This window comes from Vibrio scophthalmi (assembly GCF_040869025.1).
In the GTDB taxonomy this organism is placed as follows: Bacteria; Pseudomonadota; Gammaproteobacteria; order Enterobacterales; family Vibrionaceae; genus Vibrio; species Vibrio scophthalmi.
The window spans coordinates 1,024,692-1,049,717 of record NZ_CP134271.1; the positions used below are offsets into that span (position 1 = coordinate 1,024,692).

General features: G+C 44.3%; 22 protein-coding genes and 1 tRNA gene. 8 read left to right on the forward strand and 15 right to left on the reverse strand.

Annotation, left to right across the window (positions count from 1 at the left end):
* Nucleotides 1-86 precede the first annotated feature (86 nt).
* Nucleotides 87-162 (forward strand) — tRNA-Ile (locus tag RJD38_RS04565).
* Nucleotides 163-337: 175 nt separating this feature from the next.
* Nucleotides 338-1,477, forward strand: a complete 1,140-nt coding sequence (locus RJD38_RS04570) for a GGDEF domain-containing protein (RefSeq protein ID WP_065544992.1) — start codon at nt 338-340, stop codon at nt 1,475-1,477.
* An 84-nt stretch (nt 1,478-1,561) separates the two neighbouring features.
* Here RJD38_RS04570 and RJD38_RS04575 read toward each other — a convergent pair whose 3' ends face one another.
* A complete protein-coding gene (locus tag RJD38_RS04575) occupies nt 1,562-2,941 on the reverse strand; it encodes an NCS2 family permease (RefSeq protein WP_005598080.1) in 1,380 nt (459 codons plus the stop codon).
* A 389-nt stretch (nt 2,942-3,330) separates the two neighbouring features.
* Nucleotides 3,331-4,502 (reverse strand): IS3 family transposase gene (locus tag RJD38_RS04580; protein ID WP_156785325.1). Its coding sequence is split into 2 segments (ribosomal slippage): nt 3,331-4,220 and nt 4,220-4,502, totalling 1,173 coding nucleotides; the frame shifts between segments, so codons are not numbered across the junction.
* Between the two features lie 105 nt (nt 4,503-4,607).
* Between RJD38_RS04580 and RJD38_RS04585 the strand changes: the two genes are divergently transcribed.
* The 3 genes from RJD38_RS04585 to RJD38_RS04595 all read left to right on the forward strand — a co-directional run bounded on the left by RJD38_RS04585 (nt 4,608) and on the right by RJD38_RS04595 (nt 8,291).
* Nucleotides 4,608-5,048: a hypothetical protein gene (locus RJD38_RS04585; RefSeq protein ID WP_005598078.1), complete on the forward strand. Its 441-nt coding sequence runs from the start codon at nt 4,608-4,610 to the stop codon at nt 5,046-5,048.
* A gap of 149 nt (nt 5,049-5,197) precedes the next feature.
* Nucleotides 5,198-6,952 carry a lysophospholipid acyltransferase family protein gene (locus RJD38_RS04590; RefSeq protein ID WP_065544990.1) on the forward strand — a complete coding sequence of 585 codons (1,755 nt, stop codon included), beginning with the start codon at nt 5,198-5,200 and terminating at the stop codon, nt 6,950-6,952.
* 265 nt (nt 6,953-7,217) lie between these two features.
* Entirely contained in the window at nt 7,218-8,291 is a 1,074-nt protein-coding gene (locus tag RJD38_RS04595; RefSeq protein ID WP_005598063.1) for a TRAP transporter substrate-binding protein, read from the forward strand.
* A gap of 88 nt (nt 8,292-8,379) precedes the next feature.
* Here RJD38_RS04595 and RJD38_RS04600 read toward each other — a convergent pair whose 3' ends face one another.
* The 5 genes from RJD38_RS04600 to RJD38_RS04620 all read right to left on the reverse strand — a co-directional run bounded on the left by RJD38_RS04600 (nt 8,380) and on the right by RJD38_RS04620 (nt 11,875).
* Entirely contained in the window at nt 8,380-8,712 is a 333-nt protein-coding gene (locus RJD38_RS04600) for a DMT family transporter (RefSeq protein WP_005598061.1), read from the reverse strand.
* 201 nt (nt 8,713-8,913) lie between these two features.
* Entirely contained in the window at nt 8,914-10,062 is a 1,149-nt protein-coding gene (locus RJD38_RS04605; protein ID WP_005598059.1) for an S-(hydroxymethyl)glutathione dehydrogenase/class III alcohol dehydrogenase, read from the reverse strand.
* A gap of 322 nt (nt 10,063-10,384) precedes the next feature.
* A complete protein-coding gene (locus tag RJD38_RS04610; protein WP_065544989.1) occupies nt 10,385-10,774 on the reverse strand; it encodes a hypothetical protein in 390 nt (129 codons plus the stop codon).
* Between the two features lie 60 nt (nt 10,775-10,834).
* A complete protein-coding gene (locus RJD38_RS04615) occupies nt 10,835-11,398 on the reverse strand; it encodes an acyl-homoserine-lactone synthase (RefSeq protein ID WP_005598054.1) in 564 nt (187 codons plus the stop codon).
* A gap of 84 nt (nt 11,399-11,482) precedes the next feature.
* Nucleotides 11,483-11,875 (reverse strand): DUF4902 domain-containing protein, encoded by a 393-nt coding sequence (locus tag RJD38_RS04620; RefSeq protein ID WP_065544988.1) that lies wholly within the window; start codon nt 11,873-11,875, stop codon nt 11,483-11,485.
* A 184-nt stretch (nt 11,876-12,059) separates the two neighbouring features.
* Here RJD38_RS04620 and RJD38_RS04625 point away from each other — a divergent pair, with 184 nt between their 5' ends.
* Complete coding sequence (locus tag RJD38_RS04625; protein ID WP_065430988.1) at nt 12,060-12,782, forward strand: autoinducer binding domain-containing protein; 723 nt, start codon at nt 12,060-12,062, stop codon at nt 12,780-12,782.
* Between the two features lie 218 nt (nt 12,783-13,000).
* On the opposite strand, the gene glmS is transcribed toward RJD38_RS04625, so the two are convergent.
* Complete coding sequence (glmS, locus tag RJD38_RS04630) at nt 13,001-14,833, reverse strand: glutamine--fructose-6-phosphate transaminase (isomerizing) (protein ID WP_065544987.1); 1,833 nt, start codon at nt 14,831-14,833, stop codon at nt 13,001-13,003.
* Between the two features lie 51 nt (nt 14,834-14,884).
* The gene (locus RJD38_RS04635) at nt 14,885-15,646 is read right to left on the reverse strand and encodes a DeoR/GlpR family DNA-binding transcription regulator (RefSeq protein ID WP_009386054.1); all 762 of its coding nucleotides are present in this window, start codon (nt 15,644-15,646) and stop codon (nt 14,885-14,887) included.
* Nucleotides 15,647-16,114: 468 nt separating this feature from the next.
* Here RJD38_RS04635 and pykF point away from each other — a divergent pair, with 468 nt between their 5' ends.
* Entirely contained in the window at nt 16,115-17,527 is a 1,413-nt protein-coding gene (pykF, locus tag RJD38_RS04640; RefSeq protein WP_005596851.1) for a pyruvate kinase PykF, read from the forward strand.
* Between the two features lie 151 nt (nt 17,528-17,678).
* On the opposite strand, the gene RJD38_RS04645 is transcribed toward pykF, so the two are convergent.
* Nucleotides 17,679-18,374, reverse strand: a complete 696-nt coding sequence (locus RJD38_RS04645; RefSeq protein ID WP_005596853.1) for an oxidative stress defense protein — start codon at nt 18,372-18,374, stop codon at nt 17,679-17,681.
* 109 nt (nt 18,375-18,483) lie between these two features.
* On the reverse strand, nt 18,484-19,380 hold the full coding sequence (locus RJD38_RS04650) for a LysR family transcriptional regulator ArgP (RefSeq protein ID WP_005596855.1): 897 nt from the start codon (nt 19,378-19,380) through the stop codon (nt 18,484-18,486).
* Between the two features lie 144 nt (nt 19,381-19,524).
* Between RJD38_RS04650 and RJD38_RS04655 the strand changes: the two genes are divergently transcribed.
* Nucleotides 19,525-20,154 (forward strand): LysE/ArgO family amino acid transporter, encoded by a 630-nt coding sequence (locus RJD38_RS04655; RefSeq protein WP_005596857.1) that lies wholly within the window; start codon nt 19,525-19,527, stop codon nt 20,152-20,154.
* An 87-nt stretch (nt 20,155-20,241) separates the two neighbouring features.
* On the opposite strand, the gene mscS is transcribed toward RJD38_RS04655, so the two are convergent.
* The 4 genes from mscS to epd form a co-directional block, all read right to left on the reverse strand.
* The gene (gene mscS / locus RJD38_RS04660) at nt 20,242-21,108 is read right to left on the reverse strand and encodes a small-conductance mechanosensitive channel MscS (protein ID WP_005597206.1); all 867 of its coding nucleotides are present in this window, start codon (nt 21,106-21,108) and stop codon (nt 20,242-20,244) included.
* A gap of 319 nt (nt 21,109-21,427) precedes the next feature.
* Nucleotides 21,428-22,504, reverse strand: a complete 1,077-nt coding sequence (gene fbaA / locus RJD38_RS04665; RefSeq protein ID WP_065544986.1) for a class II fructose-bisphosphate aldolase — start codon at nt 22,502-22,504, stop codon at nt 21,428-21,430.
* Between the two features lie 157 nt (nt 22,505-22,661).
* Complete coding sequence (locus tag RJD38_RS04670) at nt 22,662-23,822, reverse strand: phosphoglycerate kinase (protein ID WP_005593325.1); 1,161 nt, start codon at nt 23,820-23,822, stop codon at nt 22,662-22,664.
* A gap of 140 nt (nt 23,823-23,962) precedes the next feature.
* Nucleotides 23,963-24,997 (reverse strand): erythrose-4-phosphate dehydrogenase, encoded by a 1,035-nt coding sequence (gene epd, locus RJD38_RS04675; protein ID WP_005593326.1) that lies wholly within the window; start codon nt 24,995-24,997, stop codon nt 23,963-23,965.
* Nucleotides 24,998-25,026 lie beyond the last annotated feature (29 nt).

Here is a 25,026-nt window from a genome sequence, read left to right on the forward strand (position 1 = left end):
GTTTAACTGAATAAAAACTAAACGGAATTACCCCCCTACTCGGCTAGACACTCCAAGGCGCTTCCCCTATAATCAGTCACCTTAAAGGCCCCTTAGCTCAGTGGTTAGAGCAGTCGACTCATAATCGATTGGTCCCCAGTTCAAGTCTGGGAGGGGCCACCAAATTTAGAAAGGCTCGTAGAGAAATCTACGAGCCTTTTGCTTTTCTAGCATCTCAATATACCCTTCTCATTCAAGCCATGGGCTCAACCTCAAATTAACCCTTTAAGACTCTGTTTATTTAGAACGCTGACTAGTAAAATTCATACTGGTTAGAAAAATATAAGCTGTAGTTATTATGCCAAATAGCGAGATCGTGGTTTTTCCTTGGAACCCTAATTTTGAAACTGGAATAGATCACATTGATGCCCAGCATAAGACGTTGTTTCAACTCGTCAATAAACTCGCCAATTCTTTAGTGCATGAAAATCGGATTGAAGTTGCTGAAGTGTTTGATGAACTCGCCAACTATGCGACGTACCATTTTACCGAGGAAGAACAAGTATGGTCTGAATACTTCCAGCAAGATAACTGGATGTTATCTCATACCGATACGCATGAGTCCTTCCTACCTGACGTTGAAAAAATCAAACATGCTGCCGTTACAAGCTGTTGGCAAGATACGATTGAAAATGTACTGCAGTTTCTTATTCGTTGGCTCGCTCTGCATATTCTTGATAACGATAAAAAGATGAGTTTAGTCGTGCATGGACTGAAAAACGGCATGGCGTTAGATGAAGCGAAGAAGCAGGCGCGAAAGCAAATGCGAGGTTCCGTTGGTGTGCTGATTGATACCGTATTAACCATGTACGACGAACTGTCATCCCATGCAATTGAATTGATCCGTGAAAAACATCGCCGCATTATTGCTGAAAAAGAGCTTACCGCTCTTAATCAGAAACTACAGCAACTCGCGATCATAGATGAACTTTCAGGTCTATTTAACCGACGTCATTTTATGAATGTGATTCAGCCTGAAATTCAACGGGCCAAACTTGAACAACACGCGCTTAGTTTTATTTCTCTCGATTTAGACTTATTTAAATCTCTTAATGATTCACTTGGCCACCTCAAAGGCGACGAAGCGATTCAATCTGTTGGTAATATTTTATCTCAGCTAAACAAGCAATATGGCGGCCATGCTTTTCGCATGGGCGGGGAAGAGTTTTTGGTGGTTGTCACCAATACCCACTACCAACATAGCACAGCTCTTGCTGAAACAATCCGTCAAAGCATCGCGAACGTGACACTATCAAACGAAGAGAAAAAACGCTCCCATCAGCTCACTTGTTCGATTGGCGTGTTTTGTCATACCCCACAAGGTGATGAAGACTTCTTGTTTTTCTTAAATAAGGTGGATGAAGCGCTATATCAAGCTAAATCCACCGGACGTAATAATGTTATTTCAGCCAATAACAGTACGCCTTGTTGTGCTTGATTGCCTAAGCTCTGAATATAAAAATGGCTGCCTCTAGGCAGCCATTTTTAATGTATCATTGGGTCGCTAACTAGATAGCCCAGCCTATATAGCCCAACCACCCGCGTAAAACGCCACTAGCACCGCGGTTAAGGCCACAATACCAAAGCTAAGCTTCTTCCACTCGCCAGAGATAACGCGACCAACCACCAAACATAGGAAGCCAAGCATGATACCGGTGACGATATTGGCAGTAAGCACGATAAACACGGCACATACTAATCCTGACAAAGCATCAATTGAGTCGCCAAAATCAAGCTTACTAACATTACTCAGCATCAATAGGCCAACATACATTAGCGCAGGCGCCGTTGCGTAGCTTGGCACTAGGTAACTGATTGGCGAGATGAACAATAGAGCTAGGAACAAGGTACCAACAACCACAGCTGTCAAACCGGTTTTACCACCAGCCGCCGTACCTGCTGCAGATTCAATGTACACTGCCGCCGGAGCGCCACCAACAGCACCAGAGACAATGCTACTCACAGAATCAGAGGTCAGCGCTTTACCGCCATCGATGATGTTGCCATCTTTATCCAGCAAATTCGCCTGACCTGCCACTGCGCGAATCGTACCAGTCGCATCAAAGATCGCGGTCATCACCAAAGCCAATACGCTTGGTAGTACTAATGGGCTAAATGCACCCATAACATCCATCGAACCAAATAGAGAGCCTTCGCCGCCAAATGATGGCATAGCAAACAAACCATGGTAGGTCACATTTGGATCGAAAATAAGACCAAAGATCGAAATCACTACGATAACCAGTAAGATACCACCTGGGACACGGCGCTTCTCCAAACCAAAGATAGCGGCAAGGCCGAGTACCGACATCATTACAGGTAGAGAGGTAAAATCACCAAATTTAACCGGTAGACCTTCTGCAAGATTCTTCTCTACTAGCCCCACACCATTGGCGGCGATAAGCAATAAGAACAGACCAATACCAATCCCGGTACCGTGTGCGATACCAACAGGTAAGTGTGTCAAAATCCACTGGCGTAAACCTGTTACGGTAATCGCGGTAAACACCACCCCCATTAGGAAGACAGCACCCAGCGCAACCGGAATAGAGACACCTTGTCCCAATACCAAGCTAAAGGCCATGAATGCGGTTAATGAGATCGCACAACCAATCGCCATCGGCAGGTTCGCCCACAACCCCATCAATAATGAACCAAATGCCGCCACTAAACAGGTCGCAACAAACACCGCACCTTGATCAAATCCAGCTGCACCCAACATACTTGGCACCACAATGACTGAGTAAACCATAGCAAGAAATGTCGTTAAACCTGCCAGCATTTCTTGGCGCACGTTACTACCGCGTTGCGAGATCGAGAAGTAGCTATCCAGTTTGCTCGCCATTGGCGACGAAGCGGATGAGCTATTTTGCGTATTTTGAGTGGGAGTCTTATTAGACATGAGTTTTCCTATTCAATTTTATGACTTAATACCATAAGAAGCATTGTAGCGTGATGGATTCACGGCCTACTCATGCCTGGTTGGAATAGATCATTGATGGAGTTTTACAAAGCAATAACTAGGCTTAAACACCGCACCCTAAGGGTTGCGCTATCGTTTAAAGGCGGAGAAATTACAGGGTTATTTTGCAGATGACAAGTAATTTAAACCTTTGCGGCAAACGTTTCCGTAAAGAAAAACAATACGCGGTGTTGGGTGAGGTTTACAGCGCTTAATCTGCTCCTATCTTCTGCCCATATCTCTCCGCCCTCTAAATACCGAAGGGCGCGATGAGTACGAGATGAAGAGAGTGCAAATTGGAATGACCCCTTAAAAGTAGACACTGAGGGTTAATTCATTAGTTCAAAATCTATGGGACTCACTCCACCTAGAGTCCCATGCCTTCTTACTGGATTGTAATACGTATCGATATAAAGTCGACTTTGCATTGTCATTTCCTGACGAGACATCCCACCTAGATTGCTAATCCACTCTTTTTTATACTGAGCAAAGAAGCTTTCTGAACAGGCATTATCCCAGCAATTTCCTTTACGCGACATACTCACGGTAATTGCCTTTTTCCGATGCCATCGTAAAGTTTCTATCGCTCGATATTGAACACCTTGGTCCGAATGAAACATTAACTTCCGGCCATCTGGTCGGCGGCTTTTCCATGCCTTATTCAGCGTTTTTAGCACTAAACAAGCGCTGTTTATACGACTTGTTGACCACCCGACCACCTTTCGCGAATACAAATCTAATATGACACAAAGGTAATTCCAGCCTTCTTTACATCGAACTTGAGTTATATCCGAAGCCCAAACTTGATTTGGCTTACTTACGTCAAATTGGCGGTTGAGAAGATTGTACGCAGGCATAAGCCCTTTCTGTCTAGGTGCTCGACCATGACGCTTTTTACTGGCCTTGGAACGATAACCTAATGACTGCAATAACCTTTGAACTCGCTTCTTATTGCAAATAAAACCATAAGCCACCGCGGCTTCCCATAGCTTCCGGTAGCCGGGGATACAATGTTGCCTATCACTTTCCTCTTTCAGGAAGTCGAGCAAACTGTCATTGCCTTGCTCTCGCACGCTTGGTTTTCGATGAAGCCATTTATAGTAACCAGCAGACGATACGCCTAGCCATTGGCACAGCCTTATCACAGGTCGCTGAATGCTCGTATATTTTAGAATGTATTCAAATCTTATTCTTTTAGGCTGTCGAAGTAGACTTTCGCTTCCTTTAAGAATTCGTTCTCCATCTCCGCCATTTCAAGACGTTTTTTCAGTCTTCGAATTTCTTTTTCTAATTGAACAACGGATTTTTCCGGCCCTATGTTAGGAAGAGGGGGTGAGGTGTTTTTTTGAGAGGTCATTTCGGTCCTCCATTTGGACAGTAAACCTGGGGAAATACCTAATGATTTCGCCACTGATATTACGGTATCTGGAGAATCTAAAGATTGCTGTACGGCCTGTTTCTTGAAATCGTCTGAATGTTTTCGGACTGTTTTTACTTTCATAGCACTCTAATTCCAATATTGAGTGTCTACTTTATTGGGGTCATTCCAAATTCGCTTTTACGCGCTACAATACAGCACAGATTAACCATATAGAAATAGATGACCATGCAGCTTGATTATACTTACCAATGCTTAGCGAATATGCCTCGTGAAGAGCTAGAACAACTTAGCCTACGAATGGTTCACCGCTTAGTACCTGAAGATTACCTTAGCGAAATTTTTACTTTTGATGGTGAAGAAACCGAATCAGAAGATAAACTGCATGAAGCTCAGCTCGATGCGATGTTACGTCTTAATGCCATCGCTCTGAGCCAATTACCCGCTCTATTTCAAGAATCAGAAAATGCCCAGCAAAATACGCTGCGCATGCAACGCCTGCTATTGTGGCACTTTTACGCGATCTCATTTCATCTTGAGCGTGCAATTCCTTTAGAGGTGCATTGCAACCACGTGGAAGTAATCCTAAAACAAAGCCCAGAAAACACCTTAGAATGGGTGACAACCTTAACGGATTTATTGCGTCAATACGCCAAGATTGCGCAGTAACAAGCCTTCATAACAAAACGTTTAAGCTACCCGCCAAATCAGGCGGGTTCTTTTTATTCTTCCATTCATCATACTCTCACTAAATTGCAGCATCACTGACATATAAGCGCCATACACTCGTTATGAGTTAATGAGAGTTCGAGGAAAATATGGAAGTTACTAGCCCTTTTCGCTTGCCACGTAAAACACCATTTGGATTGGCTGAACAGGTTACTGAATGGGCGACCGGCCTAAGCAAATTAGATAAATTTTATGCTCAACGTCCGGCGCAATGTAATACAGAAACCTTCTTGCGCTTCACCCTGCAAGTCCTTGGTATCGACTATCAGATCATTAAGGGATCGCTTAACCAGGTGCCTGAGCAAGGAGCAACGGTCATTGTTGCCAATCATCCGTTAGGTTGTGTGGAAGGGGTAATTCTGGCGGAGCTACTGTTAATGATCCGCCCTGATGTAAAAATACTCGCTAATCACTATCTAAAAACCGTTCCCGAACTCGATTCATTATTTATCGGTGTCGATGTATTTGAGGGGAAAGAGCGCCATAAAGCCAATTTAAAAGCGCTACGTGAGGCGCATCGTCATCTAGAACAAAGCGGATTACTATTGCTCTTTCCTGCCGGTGAAGTGTCCCAGTTAGTCGATGGCAAAACCAATCAAATAGAAGATAAAGCTTGGAGCCGATCGGTCAGCTCATTAATCAAAAAAAGTGCCGCGACCACCCTACCTATTTTCATTAACGGTCAGAATTCAAAACGCTTTTATCTTGCCGGTAAAGTGCATTCGTTGCTACGCACACTCATGCTGGGGCGAGAGTTGCTAAACAAATCCCACCAGCCCATCGAAATTGCGATTGGCAGTGCCATTAACTACAAAGAAATCCGCGCTCTCGATGACGAAAGCTTAGTCAATTACCTGCGACTCAATACTTATCTGTTAAAACCACAGTCTGAACATAGAGATCTATTTTGTGACGCTCAGCCACAAACGCCTGTTTCACCCGCATTAGATTTAGTTCGCTACGAAGAAGACTTAAACGCCATACCAAAACACGATCACTTGCTCAGCAGTGGGGAATTTGATGTCTACTGCACCCGAGCGAAATATATACCAAATCTGCTGTATGAGATTGGTCGACTCCGTGAACAAAATTTCCGAGATGTGGGAGAAGGCACCGGTAAAGCGCTCGATATTGACCGTTTTGATCCTCACTATCGCCATCTCTTTATTTGGGATCGACAACAACGTCGTTTGGTTGGCGCTTATCGATTAGGCCTAGTCGACCGACTGATGGAGCATTCCGGCATCAATGCGCTCTACTCAAGAACCCTATTTGATTATGATCAGCGATTTATCGACCGAATGGGGAAATCCATCGAACTGGGGCGCTCGGTCATTGCTGCCGAATATCAACGTAGCATGAGTGCGCTACTACTGTTATGGAAAGGCATTGCAACATTCATTCAACGTAACCCCGATTACACTCATCTATTTGGCCCCGTTAGCATTAGCAATCATTACAGTCAAAGCGCTCGTCAATTGCTCGCTGAATCGATGGAGATGCATCATTTCGACAATCACAGCGCAGAGTTAGTCACCGCCTCGCATCCATTAAGTCACAGTAAAACTTATTGGAATACTAGCATGCTCAGTGCCTTAGGTGATTTACAGCTGCTATCAAAAGTGATTGCTCGTATGGATGAAGGAAAAAGCATGCCGGTTTTGTTACGTCAGTATCTGGCTTTAAACGGCAAACTGGTCAGTTTTAACGTCGACCCCGAATTTAATCATGCGCTCGATGGGCTGATTGTGGTCGATCTACGCCAAGTGCCAATTAGAACATTAGGCCGCTATATGGGCTTGCCTCTCGCTGAGCAATACATCGCGTATCATCGACAAAAATAAGGCTGTAACTTGGCAAGGCGTTTGCGCCTTGCTGTGAGATGGCCGAGATTTTTAATAACACTACTATTCACCAAATTATTAAAACATCGCATTACGAGCAAAAGATCACGTCAGTGAACACTGGCTATCCCAACCATAGATGAATCAATGAGCAGCACTATCGACTCATTACTTGTTTCTCTTCCTTCCTCCCCAACCTTGACGTGTAAAGACAGAACAAGAACCCTATTCGATGCTCAACCCGTCATGACAGGAAGTTATAACAATGAAAAAATGGTTCACACCCGCACTGACACTGCTCACCGCTCTCTCGGTCGGCTTAGTCTCGAATAGTGCTCTTGCTCAAGAGAAAGTTTACCGACTCAAGCTCGCCGAAACATGGGGACCGAATACCCCAATTCTCGGTGACGCATCAAAAAACATGGCTAAGCTCGCCGAAGAGATGTCTAACGGCCGCCTACAAATTCGCATTGATTCTGCCAACAAACATAAAGCACCACTCGGTGTATTTGATATGGTCAAATCAGGCCAATACGATATGGGACATTCCGCCTCCTACTACTGGAAAGGCAAAGTACCAAATACCTTGTATTTTTCGGCGATGCCGTTTGGCATGATGTCTACTGAGCAATACGCTTGGTTCTATCACGGTGGTGGGATGGAATTAATGCAAGAGGTGTACGCTCCGCACAACCTCTTGTCTTTCCCTGGAGGCAACTCTGATATTCAAATGGGCGGCTGGTTTCAAAAAGAGATTAAGACCATCGATGATCTAAAAGGTCTTAAGATGCGCATTCCGGGTTTCGCAGGTGAAGTAATGGCTCGAGTGGGCGCGAAACCAACCAATATTGCGCCGGGAGAACTTTATACGTCACTTGAACGTGGAACGATCGATGCCCTAGAGTGGGCGGGGCCAGCATTTGATTTACGTATGGGCTTTCATAAAATCGCGCCTTACTACTACACCGCATGGCAAGAACCGGGCTCAGAAACACAATTTCTCGTCAATAAACGCGCTTGGGACAAGCTACCTAAAGATCTGCAAGTAATCCTTGAAACCGCGTTTCGCGTCGCAGCTTTTGACATGTACACCCAAGCCATCGATGCCAACGCGAATAGTTGGGCCTCGATGAGCGAAGAGTATCCAGAGATCCAAGTGCTCGAGTTCCCGCCAGAAGTATTAGGCCGCCTAAATCAAGAAAAGCAGACGCTACTCGAGGAGTTAGCAGCCAAAGATCCACTCGCAAAACGTATTATCGAATCACAACGACAATACTTAAGCAAAGTACGTTCATGGACCGATATTTCGACCAAAGCTTACCTCAATAGCAAGCAATAAAAGAAAGCGCCACATTGTTTGAATGTGGCGCTTTCATCATTTCCCATTTAGGGCTTCCCTTATCGCAAACCAGCAATAAACATTGCATTTAATGCACATGACCTTGTGAGAAGTTAATCATCATCACACCAACCACAACCAAAGCGATACCACCCCACACCATAGGATCAAGATGCTGACGGTAGACAAAAGTGGAAATCAGACTGACAGCCACGATTGCCAAACCCGCCCATAACGAATGCACTACCCCAACAGGCATGCCTTTCATCGCTTGGCTTAAAAATAGAAATGCCGTCAAATGCCCCACTATCACAACGGCTGCTGGAAGTGGTTTCGATAAACTAAAACCATCCGTCGCTTTAAGTGCAACGTGCGACAGTGCTTCAGACAGTACGGCAAAAACAATAAACAGCCAGCTCATCAAGAAATTCCTATGGTTCTAAATTGGGGATGGCAGAGAGAACTGACTCACTCACGTAAGAACATTCTACTCACCTATGAAAATAAAATGGAAATGCGAACAGAAAGAAAAAGGCCGAGAGAAACAGTAAAATCTCGGCCTTTGTCATAGCAGCAGTGAACGTTTTATTAAGACTCAACCGCTATTACTATTTGATATAAATTACTTATCCATATGTAGGACAGTACGGATCGACTCGCCTTTGTGCATCAATTCAAAAGCTTCGTTGACGTCTTGTAGACCCATGGTGTGCGTAATGAATTCTTGTAGACCAAATTCACCAGCCATGTAACGGTTTACGATTTCTGGAAGCTCAGAGCGGCCTTTTACACCACCAAACGCAGAACCACGCCATACACGACCCGTCACTAATTGAAATGGACGAGTTGAGATCTCTTGACCTGCACCAGCAACACCGATGATGACAGATTCGCCCCAACCTTTGTGGCAGCACTCAAGTGCTTGACGCATCACGTTGACGTTACCTATACACTCAAATGAGTAATCCACACCACCATCAGTCATTTCAACAATCACATCTTGAATTGGTTTGTCGAACTTCATTGGGTTGATGCAGTCAGTCGCGCCAAGCTGTTTTGCTAGCTCGAATTTGCTTTCGTTGATATCAACACCAATGATGGTTTTCGCACCAGACATACGCGCACCAATGATTGCAGAAAGACCGATACCACCCAAACCAAATACCGCAACGGTGTCACCTTGTTGTACTTTCGCCGTGTTAAGCACAGCACCCATACCGGTAGTCACACCACAGCCAAGTAAACAAACTTCTTCTAATGGTGCATCTTTCGCAACTTTAGCGAGTGAAATTTCTGGTAACACTGTGTACTCAGAGAAAGTAGAACAACCCATGTAGTGGAAGATGGTTTCACCATTCACTGAAAAACGGCTTGTTCCATCAGGCATTAGGCCTTTACCTTGAGTCTCGCGAACCGCTTGGCAAAGGTTGGTTTTACCTGACTTACAGTATTTACATTCACCACACTCGGCGGTGTACAGCGGAATCACATGATCGCCCACTTCAACGCTCGTCACGCCTTCGCCGATCATTTCAACAATACCACCACCTTCGTGGCCTAAAATAGATGGGAAGATACCTTCTGGATCATCGCCTGATAGCGTGAACGCGTCAGTGTGACAAACACCCGTTGCAACGATGCGCACTAGTACTTCACCTGCTTTAGGAAGCTGTACATCAACCTCTTCCATTTTAAGTGGTTCGCCTGCAGCCCATGCAACCATAGCTTTTGATTTGATGTGAGTTTGACCCGGTTTGATTTCAAGCGTCATTAGATTTTCCTTGGTTAGGCCAACAATAAGTAAGGCCGTCATAAGATTTGAATCAATTCGAAGTAAGCTTAGTTGAGAGTTGTTTATCTCGCCGCTTCGTTGTTGAGGTCAGTATAGATGTTTACGTATTTATGATAATCCATGTAAAGTGCAAATCATTATTACTAATACGTAATAATTAACGGTAATCACAGCGACTATAGCGTTTAATGGCGATACCTAAAGATCTGTATGAATAGATCTTCTATTAGCTTCTCAAAGTCTTAGCTCTCGATAAACGAAAAGAAATCAGCATCATGCGGGTTCTCAAATGCTTTTGACGTTAAGGCATGACGGTATAATTGAAGGGAAAGGACTCATGGACATCCATCGCTTGCTCTACGTTGATTAACGTAAAACCCAGCTGCGGGACTTCCATTAATATTTTGAAGCCATAACGGCGCTGAACAAAAGGGTGATTAAGGAGGGGAAACTCTCGACTGTTCTTAAATCGCAACTCAGCCACTTTAATGATCTCTTTCGCGCTAGCGACATTAATACCATCACCTTGCGTTGAAGATAAACGATCATGTGATGATTGCCATTGACCAACCGACGAGCATCCACAATTGTCGATAACGTAATACCACTCACCCTCTATCAACCTAGCCAAGTCAACAGTGTTAGTATTATGTTCACTGGTGAGTGTGGTTATCTCTTTTATCGCACTCAAAAAGTTTCCCCTTTATCTGCATCATTCTCAGCACAAGCAAACGAGTCGCTGACTAAGAGATCAAACATCAATCCAGCAGGCGATCAACAACTGGCCACCGACACGAATCGGTGGACCAAGTCGGCGTGAGGAGAAATTTTCGCGGCGCAACAATCTTTCCACCGCGATCGGTGAAACACTCACTAACGCTCTGGCACCATGCGATTTCGCCACTTCTAAGGTTTTGCGCAGCAGAATAACCGTAGATTCAGCCGAGAACTGAGTGCTGGTTTGCTGCCATTTGTTCTCACAGTCAAAACTGGTAAAGCGTGACAGCTCCCAAACATCATCACACTCAGGTGCTTGCATACCATTCAATAACTCAGGGAAAACATCTTTCAAAAGGTAGGGTTGCGAAGTCGGTAATAGCCGCGCACAACCAACCACTGATTCTTGTTCTCGTGCGATCACATAAAGTGTTTCATCAGTATCAAATTGATCTTTTTCCAGCCGTTCGATATCAGAGCCATAACCCTCAATAACATCCCATTTAAGGTTGTCTATGAAGACCTCATATCGATAGTTATAGAGAGCTAGCTTAGTCGCCTCATTGAGTTCAAGAGCCGTGCCAGTAATGTAATGCATACTACCTCAGAGTCTAATTTCCTATAGGGATAAGGTAGTGGGATATACAATAAAAACTAGCTCTCAAAAGTACTAGCTTGACGACTATTGATAGGCTTGAGCCAAATAACCCAACACCGTCTTTTGCCAATTCAAACTCTCTAGTGATGCTTTAATCTGAGCAAAGTTCGCCTCATTCGATAGATCATCGCCATACGACGTTTGCAGAATGAAGTTAGCAAAAGGTTCGCCCTCAAAGCTCAATTGGCCACCACGAAAAGACCAATCAAAGCCAACAGAAATGGCCGGTTTTGTGTCACTCACCCACTCAGCATAACCATTTAATGGCGCGACACTGCCACTTTGCAAACTGGTCGGATCATCATAGAGCCCAGCATCGAGTAACGTTAAACTTGAACGCTCAAAAGCTGAGCATTCAAGGCGAAATATATTGCCCTCCACTCGAGAGAGTGAGTTATCCAAAACTTTTAGAATCAAGATGAAAGTTCCTCTTAATATTCAACCACAATTAGTGCAGGATAGCGTTTAGAATTCGATAAAACATGGAGCCACTTTACTACTGAATAAAAATAAACCCATAGGTTATCTTTGATCTTCATCAGCACCATTCTTAATCAACAGCTCAAAAATGAAGCTATTTATAAGGATAGTAAATCGAAAAATGGTCATAAATTACAATATCGCATTGATTGAAGACTATATTCAGCAACTGACTTCCTGCCAGTCACAAGAAGATCTCACCGTTACTCTTAGCAAATCAGCCCAAGCACTTGGCTTCGATAACTTTGCCTATGGCATTAGGGTCAAGCACCCTATTACCTCCCCAAAAATTGAGATGGTTAGCTCTTACTCCAAACAGTGGAACAGTATTTATCAAGAGCAAGGATTGGCGCTGCAAGATCCTATTGTCCGTATGGGGCTACGGAGTTCACACTATATCAATTGGCAAAGTCTCACCGATGATAAACTCGAATTTTGGCAGCAAGCTCGCGCTCATGGTGTCTATCGCGGTTGGTCAAAACCAACACATTTACCGGAAGGCAGTGCGTCTCTGCTCTCGTTTTCGCGGGGAATGGAAGTGATTAGCCATGCTGAAATGATGAGCAAAACACCTTATTTGCTATGGCTGACTAGTGTGGCCGATCAGGGATTCCAAAAATTTATGACGGTGCCAAAACTGCTCACTCAAGTGAGCGAATTAACACCAAGAGAAACGGAAATATTGAAATGGAGTGCCGACGGTAAAACCGTCCAGGAAATTGGTATTATTCTTGGCCTTGCCGAAAGTACCGTGACCTTTCACATTAATAACGCGACCAAAAAGCTCAATACGTCCAATAAAACCGCCACCGTCGTGAAGGCGGTATTATACGGACTGATTTAATATTGCGACTTATGGCTGGAATGTGAAGCCGATAATTTGGGGCATCAAATCACCCGTAGAATGGCAGAGGTGAAAGAAACAACGACAGGATATATACGCCTAAAAGCAAACGAATAAAGGCGGGTTAATAATTGAGATTAACTTTGATTAACGAGCCATAAAATAAAAGGCAATACCGCGCACGCTCATGCTCGATACTGCCTTTTTGTAGAATAGACTTACTCTACGGTCACCGCTTTAGCCAGGTTACGCGGTTGATCAACATCAGTGCCTTTGATCAAAGCGACATAGTAAGAAAGCAACTGCATCGGAATGGTGTAATAAATTGGCGCCGTAATCTCGCTAACATGCGGCATGGTGATGATCTTCATCGTATCATCCGCTTCAAAGCCCGCCTCTTGATCTGCAAATACGTACAGCAAGCCACCACGCGCACGCACTTCTTCGATATTCGATTTCAGCTTTTCAAGCAGCTCATTACTTGGCGCGACCACAACAACCGGCATATCAGCATCAATCAGCGCCAGTGGGCCATGTTTAAGCTCACCGGCAGCGTAAGCTTCCGCATGAATATAGGAGATCTCTTTTAATTTCAGTGACGCTTCCACCGCAATTGGGTAGAACTCACCACGGCCTAAAAACAGCGTATGGTGTTTGTCAGCAAAATCTTCGGCTAATGCTTCAATCTCTTTTTCAAAAGACAAAGCTTGGTTGATCTGATTTGGTAGCGCGTGCAACGCTTCTACAATCTCTTTCTCGCGCGCTTTATCAATACGACCTTGTTGTTTGGCCAATGCCGTTACCAACATCAGTAATGCGGCAAGTTGAGTGGTAAATGCTTTGGTTGATGCAACGCCAATCTCAACGCCTGCGCGAGTCATAAAAGCAAAATCCGATTCACGCACTAACGATGAACCCGCCACATTACAAATCGTCATTGCCGCCATGTAGCCTTTTTCTTTAGCCAAGCGCAGCGCCGCTAGCGTATCAGCCGTTTCACCAGATTGAGACAAGGTGATCAACAAACTATTAGGACGGGTAACGAACTTGCGGTAACGAAATTCCGAGGCGATCTCGACATCACAGCTGACACCGGCAATATCTTCAAACCAATAACGTGCTACCATGCCAGCATTGTAAGACGTACCACAAGCGACAATTTGGACGTGCTCTACTTTGCTAAGAATCTCTTTGGCATTCACACCAATCGCATCGGTTACGACTGAATCCGCAGTCACGCGCCCTTCCATGGTATTAATTAACGCGGTTGGCTGCTCATAGACTTCTTTTTGCATGAAGTGGCGATACTGACCTTTGTCACCAGCATCGTGCTCTGCTTTTGATTCAGCAATTTCGCGTTCAACACGCTCACCAGAGCTATCAAACACCGTCACTTCGCGGCGAGTAATCTCTGCGACATCGCCCTCTTCTAAGTACATAAAGCGACGCGTCACGTTGAGTAAAGCCAACTGATCAGACGCTAAGAAGTTCTCTCCTACCCCGAAGCCAATCACAATTGGACTACCGGAACGGGCGACCACAACACGGCTCGGATCTTTACGATCCATCACCACAGTACCGTAAGCACCTTGTAGTTGCTTGGCGGTATTTTGCAGCGCTTCAATCAGTGATGGGGTGCTGCGACGTTCCCATTCAACCAAGTGGGCAATCACTTCAGTATCGGTCTGCGACTCAAACACATAACCACGCTCGCGTAACAAACTGCGCAATTCTTCGTGGTTTTCGATGATGCCATTGTGTACCACGGTTATATCACCCGACTGATGTGGGTGCGCATTCACTTCTGATGGTTCACCATGCGTCGCCCAACGCGTATGCGCAATCCCAGTACCACCAATCACTTGAGCGGCATCCACTGCATCAGCCAACTCTTGCACTTTACCTAAACGACGAATACGAGTGAGATGTGCATCAGCATCGACGACAGCAATTCCCGCTGAGTCATAGCCACGATATTCCAAACGTCGAAGTCCTTCGACAAGAATTTCAGCCACATCGCGCTGTGCCACTGCACCTACGATTCCACACATAATTAACTCCAATTAATTCCAGAGGGCAGCAAGCAAAGGCCCTGAAGGGTGTTACGCTAAAATCACTTTTATACCGCGTGATTCAATTAGCTGTTTGTCGTCTGAGGACAGATCTTTATTAGTTACCAAGATGTCTATCACATCCCAGCTCAGTTCTAAATTGGGGATCTTGCGGCCGATCTTTTCCGATTCAACCATCACAATCACTTCTCGCGAGACTTCTGCCATCACCTTGCTTAAGCCAACCAATTCATTAAAGGTGGTTGTGCCACGCTCAAGATCAACGCCATCCGCACCAATGAATAACTGATCAAAATCGTACGATCGCAATACCGTTTCAGCGACTTGACCTTGAAATGATTCTGAATGAGCATCCCATGTTCCACCAGTCATCAATAAATGCGGCTCACTTTCCAACTCATTCAGAGCATTAGCAACGTTGAGTGAATTGGTCATTACCACTAATCCACGTTTATCATTCAACTGCTGGATCAACGCGGTGGTTGTGCTGCCGCTGTCGATCACAATGCGATTATGGTCGCGAATGAGTTTTGCCGCTGAGATCGCCAACTCCATCTTACGAATCGAAACTTTTTCGCCAATTTCATCACTCATCACTTCCGATGGCAGCGCTATCGCCCCACCATAACGGCGCAATAATTGACCATTTTTTTCTAACGAGGCTAAGTCCTTTCTAATGGTGACTTCTGAGGTTTCAAACTTTTGCGATAGTTCTTCAACACTCACTTCGCCTTTTTCATTTACCAGGTTAGAAATGGCATGTCTTCTGAGTTGTGTGTTTCGTTTCGACATTTTATTTTCATGATTAAGTTTCGATTTGAAAGTTATTATAGTCAAGTCGAAACTTATTCGTCCATTTATTTCGATCCAAAAAATTATTATTTAGCGATAAAACCTTGTCCTAAGACAACTCTTAAGCAGTGATATTGAAGTCATTCGGTGGTAGAATTCGCACCCGAAAAGAAAATAAATTACAGAAAAGAACGTTATTTTTTTGCAATGTTAAGCAGCTAAAGTGGCCTTAGTCACAAAAAATAGCCAAAAAACGGCGAAAAAACGGTCATAAAATGACTAAAAGTAACGAAAGACTTTCAGAACTGAAGTGGACACAAAGCGTACTACACTGATAGCTTGCAGGCACAAAATGCATCTAAATCAGCGACTACTTCAGACAAGCCGAATGTTCGATTGTAACCATCAACATTCATGCAATAACCGAAATTAAATTGTAACTATCTTATTTACCGGAGAGTATCTTCCATGAAAAAGACCAAAATCGTATGTACGATTGGCCCTAAAACTGAATCTGTAGAGAAGCTAACTGAACTTGTAAACGCAGGCATGAATGTAATGCGTCTTAACTTCTCTCACGGTAACTTCGCGGAGCATGAAGCTCGTATCGTGAACTTCCGTAAAGTAATGGAAGTAACTGGCAAGCAACTATCTATCCTTCTAGACACTAAAGGTCCAGAAATCCGCACTATCAAACTAGAAGGCGGCAACGACGTTGATCTAGTAGCGGGTCAAGAATTCACTTTCACTACTGACGCAACTGTTGTTGGTAACAAAGATATCGTAGCGGTAACTTACCTTGGTTTCGCAACTGACCTATCTGCTGGTAACACAATCCTAGTAGACGACGGTCTAATCGAAATGGAAGTTATCTCTACTACTGAAACTGAAGTTAAGTGTAAAGTTCTTAACAACGGCGCACTAGGCGAAAACAAAGGTGTTAACCTTCCTGGCGTTTCAGTTCAACTTCCAGCTCTATCTGAAAAAGATAAGAACGACCTTAAATTTGGTTGTGAGCAAGGCGTTGATTTCGTTGCAGCTTCTTTCATCCGTAAAGCATCTGACGTTCAAGAAATCCGTGAAGTTCTAACCGCTAACGGCGGCGAGAACATCCACATCATCTCTAAAATCGAAAACCAAGAAGGCGTTGATAACTTCGACGAAATTCTTGAGCTTTCTGACGGCATCATGGTTGCTCGTGGCGACCTAGGTGTTGAAATCCCAGCTGAAGAAGTAATCTTCGCTCAGAAGATGATGATCGAGAAATGTAACCGTGCACGTAAAGTTGTTATCACTGCAACTCAAATGCTTGATTCTATGATCAACAACCCACGTCCAACTCGTGCAGAAGCGGGTGACGTTGCGAACGCAATCATGGACGGTACTGACGCAGTAATGCTTTCAGGCGAAACGGCTAAAGGTAAGTACCCTGTTGAAGCAGTAACTATCATGGCTCAAATCGCGAACCGTACTGATGGTGCTCTTAAAGCAGAACTAGGTTCTCGTCTAGACAGCCCACGTCTACGTATCACTGAAGCAGTATGTAAAGGCGCAGTAGACACAGCTGAGAAACTAGCAGCTCCTCTAATCGTTGTTGCGACTGAAGGCGGTAAATCTGCTCGTTCAGTACGTAAATACTTCCCAACTGCAAACATCCTTGCGCTTACAACTAACACTAAGACTGCTGCTCAGCTAGTTCTTACTAAAGGTGTTCGCCCTGTTGTTGTTGATTCAATCAGCAGCACTGATGAGTTCTACGTAAACGGTAAAGAAATCGCTCTACAATCTGGCCTAGGTAAGAAAGGCGACATCGTAGTAATGGTTTCTGGCGCACTAGTCGCTTCAGGCACAACTAACACGGCTTCTGTACACGTTCTATAATTAGACGCTGACAGTAACAAGATTCGAAAGAGGGCTCCGGCCCTCTTTTTTTTCGCTCATTTTTTGTCGTTTGAAATGCTTCATGACTCCTTCGAGCAAAAAAAAAGAGCTGGCATCACGCCAACTCTCTTCATTTGAATATGATCAAATATCACTTCTCTAAACGATAAACCACATCCACTTGGTCGCGAATAACCAAGGTGGAATCTTGGTAACCATTTGATTCGGCTTTCATATCCATGCTCATTGCTCGCATCAGCACTGGCTGAGGATTACGCGCGTTGTAATTAATTTGCCACACCGAACCGAGTTCGCGATCAAAGCCTGCCGCTAAAGAACCGGCTTTACTTTGCGCATCTTTAATTGCCGCTAAACGAGCTTGTTGTAGATATTTCGCTTCATCTTTTACTTTAAGACTGATGTTGTTTACTTGGTTGATACCTGAGCTCAACGCAATATCTAAATAGCTATTGAGGTTCTCAAGTTGATCAACCGTGACCGTAATCGTTCGGCTCGCGCGATAACCTACTAACTCTGGTTGACCATTTTTAGGGTAAGTATATTGAGGGGCCAGGTATAGATTGGTGCTGGTGATGCTATCTGCCGCAACACCTTTTGCTTTTAGTGCGGTTAAAAATGTGGCGACCGCTTTATCAACACTCTGCTTAGCCTGTTCTGCCGTCATAGTGGTTTCCACCACTTTTACCGAAAACTCAGCCATATCCGGCTTAGCGACGACTTCGCCATAACCTGTGGTTGAAAGATGAGGAAAATCCAATCCGTTTGCCGACACAGCAAAACTTACGCTAGCCGCTAAGGCCGCCATTACTAACGCTACCTTTTTCATGCCTATCACCTTATGAATATCGTTGATCAATACATCATAAGTTAAATCTGTCTGTTCGCCAGTCATGAAAGGACAAACTGACAATAATTTAACCTACGATTGTACTGATTTAGCTTGGTAATATTTCATGAGCATGTTCAATAATCGCCTGTGACAATAGTTTTAGAACCCCCGTTTCTAGCTGCCAGTGGTGCCAGTAAATTCGGTGGGAAAGAATAAAATCAGGGGTAATGTTAATCAGACTCCCGCAGGCTAGTTCATCCTCGATCTGCAGCTTGGGAATCAAACAGTAGGCAACACCACTTAACGCTAGCTTCACGAAGGCTTCAGAGCTGCGCACGGTATGTTTAAGCACACTGCCCTTAGGTAAGTTAAAGTGCTGGTGGATAAAACGATCATTCATATCATCGTGATGGTCAAAGGCAACGGTTGGCGCATTTTGCAATGACTCTCGATTCACCCCTTGAGCAAAATATTGCTGATAAAACTCAGGACTAGCCACACACAAATAATCCACCCGACCAAGGTAATCGGCATCACAACCAGCAATTGATTGTGACTCTAAGCTAATCGCCCCCGCCACTTCTCCACTGCGCAATTTGTCTAGGGTTCGGCCTTCATCGTCGACAATTAAATTCAACGCAATCCGCTTTTGCTTGAGAATGCTGGTGAGACTCGGTAGCAACCAAGTTGCAAGGCTATCAGCGTTAGTAGCAAGTGAGACCTCCAGAGGCTTGCTCGTCGCCTCATTCATTAGCTCGGGGATAAACTCACTTTCCAGCAAGCGCACTCGGCCATAGAGCCCAAGCAGCTTTTTACCGATCGGTGTCGGGCGCGGCGGCAATTCACGGATCAAAGCGGGTTGGGCAAGGAACTTTTCTAACTGCTTAATACGTTGGGAGATGGCCGATTGTGAAACATAAAGCGATTCAGCCGCTCGTTCAAAACTGCCTAGCTGCACAATTGCCTCAAGTGCTTCGACCCATTTATAGTCCAATCCGCGCATGTTCCTGCCTCCTGATTCCATCTCAAATTCTACTTTAGACGCATCATAAGCATTACTTATGTTGAATTAAAATCATTAAATATACTTATTTCTGTACACCGCTTATCTTGCTCGCATTAATGACAAATAACCGGAGAGAAGATTGTGAATTTATGGGTATTACTGCAAGGATTTGGACTAGGAGCAACGATGATCATTCCGATCGGTGCGCAGAATGCTTATGTTCTCAATCAGGGTATCAAGCGCCAACATCACCTAACCACGGCGATTACTTGTAGCCTGCTTGATGCGTTATTTATCTCCCTCGGTATCTTTGGTGGTGGCGCGCTCATTTCCAAAAGTGAGTGGTTACTCACTTCAGTAACACTTGGTGGTATTGCCTTTCTGACTGTTTATGGCTGTTTATCATTAAAAAGTGCTTTCCGAGATCCGGCAAAGCAAGAGCACGCAGGCCACGTCTTAGCGCGCGGTCGCCGTACCGTGATTCTGGGTGCGTTAGCTGTCACGGTATTAAACCCACACCTCTATTTAGATACGGTTGTCATTTTGGGCTCTATCGGCGGGCAATTTGAAGGGCAAGATCGCATTTCATTCGCGATTGGTACCATCATGGCTTCTTTTGTGTGGTTCTATTCACTATCACTCGGTGCGGCCAAGTTAGGTCCTACGTTATCAAAACCGAAAGTGAAAAAAGGCATCGATATAATGGTTGCCGCCATGATGTTCTTTATCGCCTCACTTCTGGCCAAGCAACTGATCATTCAATACTGGTAATTAGCTTATGTTTAGTAATTAAACATAGATGAAAAAAAAGCGAAGCCAAGGCTTCGCTTTTTTTGAAATTCGCATTACAAAGAGTAATTACGCTTCCACTTTGTTGAGGTGTACATCCATTTGCGGAAATGGAATCTCGATGCCGTTCGCATCTAACGCCTCTTTGATTGCTTGGTTTGAATCAAAGTAAACATCCCAGTAATCCGCAGTCTTACACCAAGGGCGGACAACAAAGTTTACTGAAGAATCTGCCAGCGCCACAACACCAATGGTGATGTCGTGATCTTTCAGAATACGCTCGTCTTTTTCTAGCGCTTCTTGGATCACTTTCTTAGTCAGTTTAAGATCTGAGCTGTAAGAAACACCAATCGTTAAATCAACACGGCGTGTATCATGACGAGAGTAGTTGGTAATTGGCGAACCAATCACACCTGAGTTTGGTACAACAACCATTTTGTTGTCTGGTGTTTTTAGTACAGTTTGGAAAATTTGAATGGCTTCAACACTACCTGCAACACCACCAACTTCAACATAATCGCCTGATTTGAATGGACGGAAACCAACAATCAATACGCCAGCTGCAAAGTTAGAAAGTGACCCTTGCAGAGCAAGACCAATCGCTAAGCCGGCCGCACCGATGACAGCAACCACTGAAGCAGTTTGCACGCCAATACGGCTTAGTGCAGCAATCAGAACAATCACAAACAATGTGTAACGCACGATGCCATGGATAAATTCAACAACCGCCTTATCCATTTTTTTCTTATCAAGCATCTTAGCAACACTGTTCGCGACCATTTTCGCTACGATGTTACCAATAAATAGAATCAGTACCGCTGAAATGATGTTTACACCGTACTGAATCAAAAGATCCGAATTGCTGTTTAGCCAAGTTTCAGCTTTCGCCAGACTGTCAACCAATGGAGTTTGAACATCCATAGACTCACCTGCCATATTAATTTCCTCTCAAATATATGTGACTAATTAGTCATGCTACTTATAAAAATAACGACAATGTCCCTATCCATTTACTGAACGAACGCCAGTTTATCGGCAAGATAGCCCAGTTTATGAGTTTAGCAAAGTAAAGATTGTGCAAAGATAATCAAAACAAAGGGTTATCAAGACTCATCAGTGAGACCCGTTAAAGCCTACGCATTAGCTTTACATTTCGCCACATTTTTTTATCAAAAATAGAACCTGTCTTAGTTTGATGACATAAAAAAACCCGCTCAATGAGCGGGTTTTTCAAAACATTAATTCTGAATCAGAATTATAGTACGTCGATTGCGTTTAGGTCAGAGAATGCTTTCTCTAGACGAGTAACCATTGACGCTTGACCTGCACGTAGCCATACGCGTGGATCGTAGTACTTCTTGTTTGGCGCAGATTCGCCAGTTGGGTTGCCGATTTGACCTTGAAGGTAATCAAAGTTTTCAGCAGAGTAAGTACGGATACCATCCCAAGTTGCCCACTGTGTATCAGTATCGATGTTCATTTTGATAACACCGTAACCGATAGACTCTTGGATTTCAGCTTCAGAAGAACCTGAACCACCGTGGAATACGAAGTTTAGAGCGTTAGGTGCGATACCGAACTTCTCTGCACAGTATGCTTGAGAGTCACGTAGGATAGTTGGAGTCAGTACAACGTTACCCGCTTGGTAAACACCGTGTACGTTACCGAAAGATGCTGCGATAGTGAAACGTGGGCTGATAGCGTTTAGTTTCTCGTATGCGTAAGCAACGTCTTCTGGAGAAGTGTAAAGCTCTGATGCGTCCATGTGAGAGTTATCAACGCCGTCTTCTTCACCACCAGTACAACCTAGTTCGATCTCTAGAGTCATGCCCATTTTCGCCATGCGAGCTAGGTATTGACTAGAGATTTCGATGTTCTCTTCTAGAGACTCTTCAGAAAGGTCGATCATGTGAGAAGAGAATAGTGGTTTACCAGTTTGAGCGAAGAACTCTTCACCTGCGTCTAGTAGGCCGTCGATCCATGGAAGCAATTTCTTAGCAGCATGGTCAGTGTGAAGGATTACTGGAACGCCGTAAGATTCAGCAACTGCGTGTACGTATTTTGCACCCGCTACAGCGCCAAGGATTTGTGCACCTTGACCTTCAAGTTTCACGCCTTTACCAGCGAAGAAACCAGCACCGCCGTTAGAGAACTGAACAACAACAGGAGCTTTAACTTTCGCTGCAGCTTCTAGAACACCGTTGATTGAGTCAGTGTTAACTACGTTAACTGCTGGAAGAGCAAATTTGTTTTCTTTTGCTACTTCAAATACTTTTTGTACGTCGTCGCCAGAAATAACGCCTGGTTTTACGAAATCGAAGATCTTAGACATGGGTTGTAGTCCTATTTATCTGTCGTTTTAAAAACTAAAACTAATTATTAATTTAAATTTTGCAATCGTTTGCTCACAACGCGCGCTATTCTATCAGAGAATAATGTGACTTGCAGCAAACAAGAAAGCGGAAGATTTCTCTCCCGCTTTCTTTGAATTATTTAGCGCGTGACTCTAGCATTTCAACTGCTGGAAGTACTTTACCTTCAACAAACTCAAGGAATGCACCACCGCCAGTAGAGATGTAAGAAACATCTGCTTTGATACCGAACTTGTCGATTGCTGCTAGCGTGTCACCACCGCCCGCTACAGAGAAACCTGCAGACTTAGCGATTGCTTCAGAAATACCTTTAGTACCTGCTTCGAAGTTCTTGAATTCGAATACACCTACTGGGCCATTCCAAAGGATAGTTTTTGCGTTCGCAATGATGTCAGCTAGAACTGCAGTTGAATCTGGACCTAGGTCGAAGATCATGTCGTCATCTTGAACGTCAGCAACGTTCTTAATTTCAGCTTCTGCGTTTTCATCAAATGCTTTTGCACAAGCAACGTCAGTTGCTACTGGAATCGCACACTCTTTCATTAGCTTTTTAGCGGTTTCAACTAGGTCTGCTTCGTATAGTGACTTACCTACGTTGTGGCCTTCAGCTGCGATGAAAGTGTTCGCGATACCACCGCCAACAACAAGTTGGTCAGCGATTTTAGATAGAGACTCAAGAACAGTCAGCTTAGTCGATACTTTAGAACCACCAACGATAGCCACTAGTGGACGCTCTGGGTTGCTCATCGCTTTACCAAGTGCTTCTAGTTCAGCGGCAAGTAGAGGACCAGCACAAGCGATGTCTGCGTGCATGCCAACACCGTGAGTTGATGCTTGTGCACGGTGAGCAGTACCGAATGCATCCATTACGAATACATCACATAGCGCTGCGTATGCTTTAGACAGTTCTTCTTCGTTTTTCTTCTCGCCTTTGTTAAAGCGAACGTTTTCTAGAACAACAAGCTCACCAGCGTTTAGTTCTAAACCGTTTAGGTAGTCTTTCGCTAGTTTAACTTCACAATCTAGTGCGTCGTTTAGGTAGTTAACTACAGGAGCTAGAGAGAACTCTTCTGCGTATTCGCCTTCAGTAGGACGACCTAGGTGAGAAGTAACCATAACTTTTGCGCCAGCTTCTAGGCAAAGTTTGATAGTTGGTAGCGATGCAAGAATACGTGCATCTGAAGTTACTTTACCGTCTTTTACTGGTACGTTTAGGTCAGCACGGATGAATACGCGTTTACCTGCAAGATCCAGGTCAGTCATCTTGATTACAGACATGATTTGTCCTCTCAAATATTAAATTAATAAAGTTTTAACTACTCGGCAGCCTTGCCAAGCCTGTGAATTCTTTAACTGATTATGGATATGGAGCTCGCTCCGATTTATTTCAAGGGAAGAAATAAATTATTTATCCGCAATCATTGGGCTTCATGCGCAGCTTGCATCGCTAATGCGGTATCTAGCATACGGTTTGCAAAGCCCCATTCATTATCACACCACACCAGCATTTTGACTAAATGACCATCGCTTACTCGCGTCTGGCTGCCATCAACAATGGCACTGTGTGGATCGTGATTGAAGTCCACCGATACGAGCGGCGCTTCAGTATAGTCAACAATATGACGTAATGTACACTGAGATGCATTAACAATGGTTTGATTTACGTCATTAACTTTCACATTTGTACTAATTGTGACACTTAAATCCATTGCTGTGACGTTAACCGTCGGCACGCGCACGGAAATCGCTTCAAACTTGTTAGAAAATTTCGGGAATATTCTTTCTATTCCTTTGTGAAGCTTGGTATCAACCGGAATGATCGACTGGCTTGCTGCGCGTGTTCGGCGTAAATCGGGATGATAAGCATCGATCACTTGTTGGTCGTTCATCGAAGAGTGAATGGTGGTAATAGTGCCAGAATCAATGCCAAATGCGTCATCGAGAACCTGAATAATTGGTACAATACAATTGGTGGTACAAGAACCATTAGAGACAATGGTGTGCTGAGAGGTCAGAGTATGATGGTTAACACCATAGATAATGGTGTTATCAAGGTCATTCGCGCCCGGATGAGAGAAAAGCACTTTCTTCGCCCCCGCTTCGATATGCGCAAGGCCATCCGCTCGGCAACCATAAACCCCCGTACAATCGAGCACAATATCAACATCCAGATCGCGCCATGGCAGCAGATCAATTTCACCAAGATGCAAAATTCGAATCGTGTCGTGCTCACCCGCTTCGTGGTGTATGTAGAGGTGTTCTTGATCATGGCTGATCTTTTTGGCAAATCGACCATGGCTGGTATCGTATTGCAGCAAATGCGCCATCGCTTCAGGCTGGGCTAACTCATTCACCGCGACAACTTTGATCTGTTGGTGCTTGCCGCTTTCATATACAGCTCGCAACACATTACGACCGATCCGTCCAAATCCATTGATCGCAACTTTCAGCATAATTCCATCGCCTATCGTTTTTTAATGCA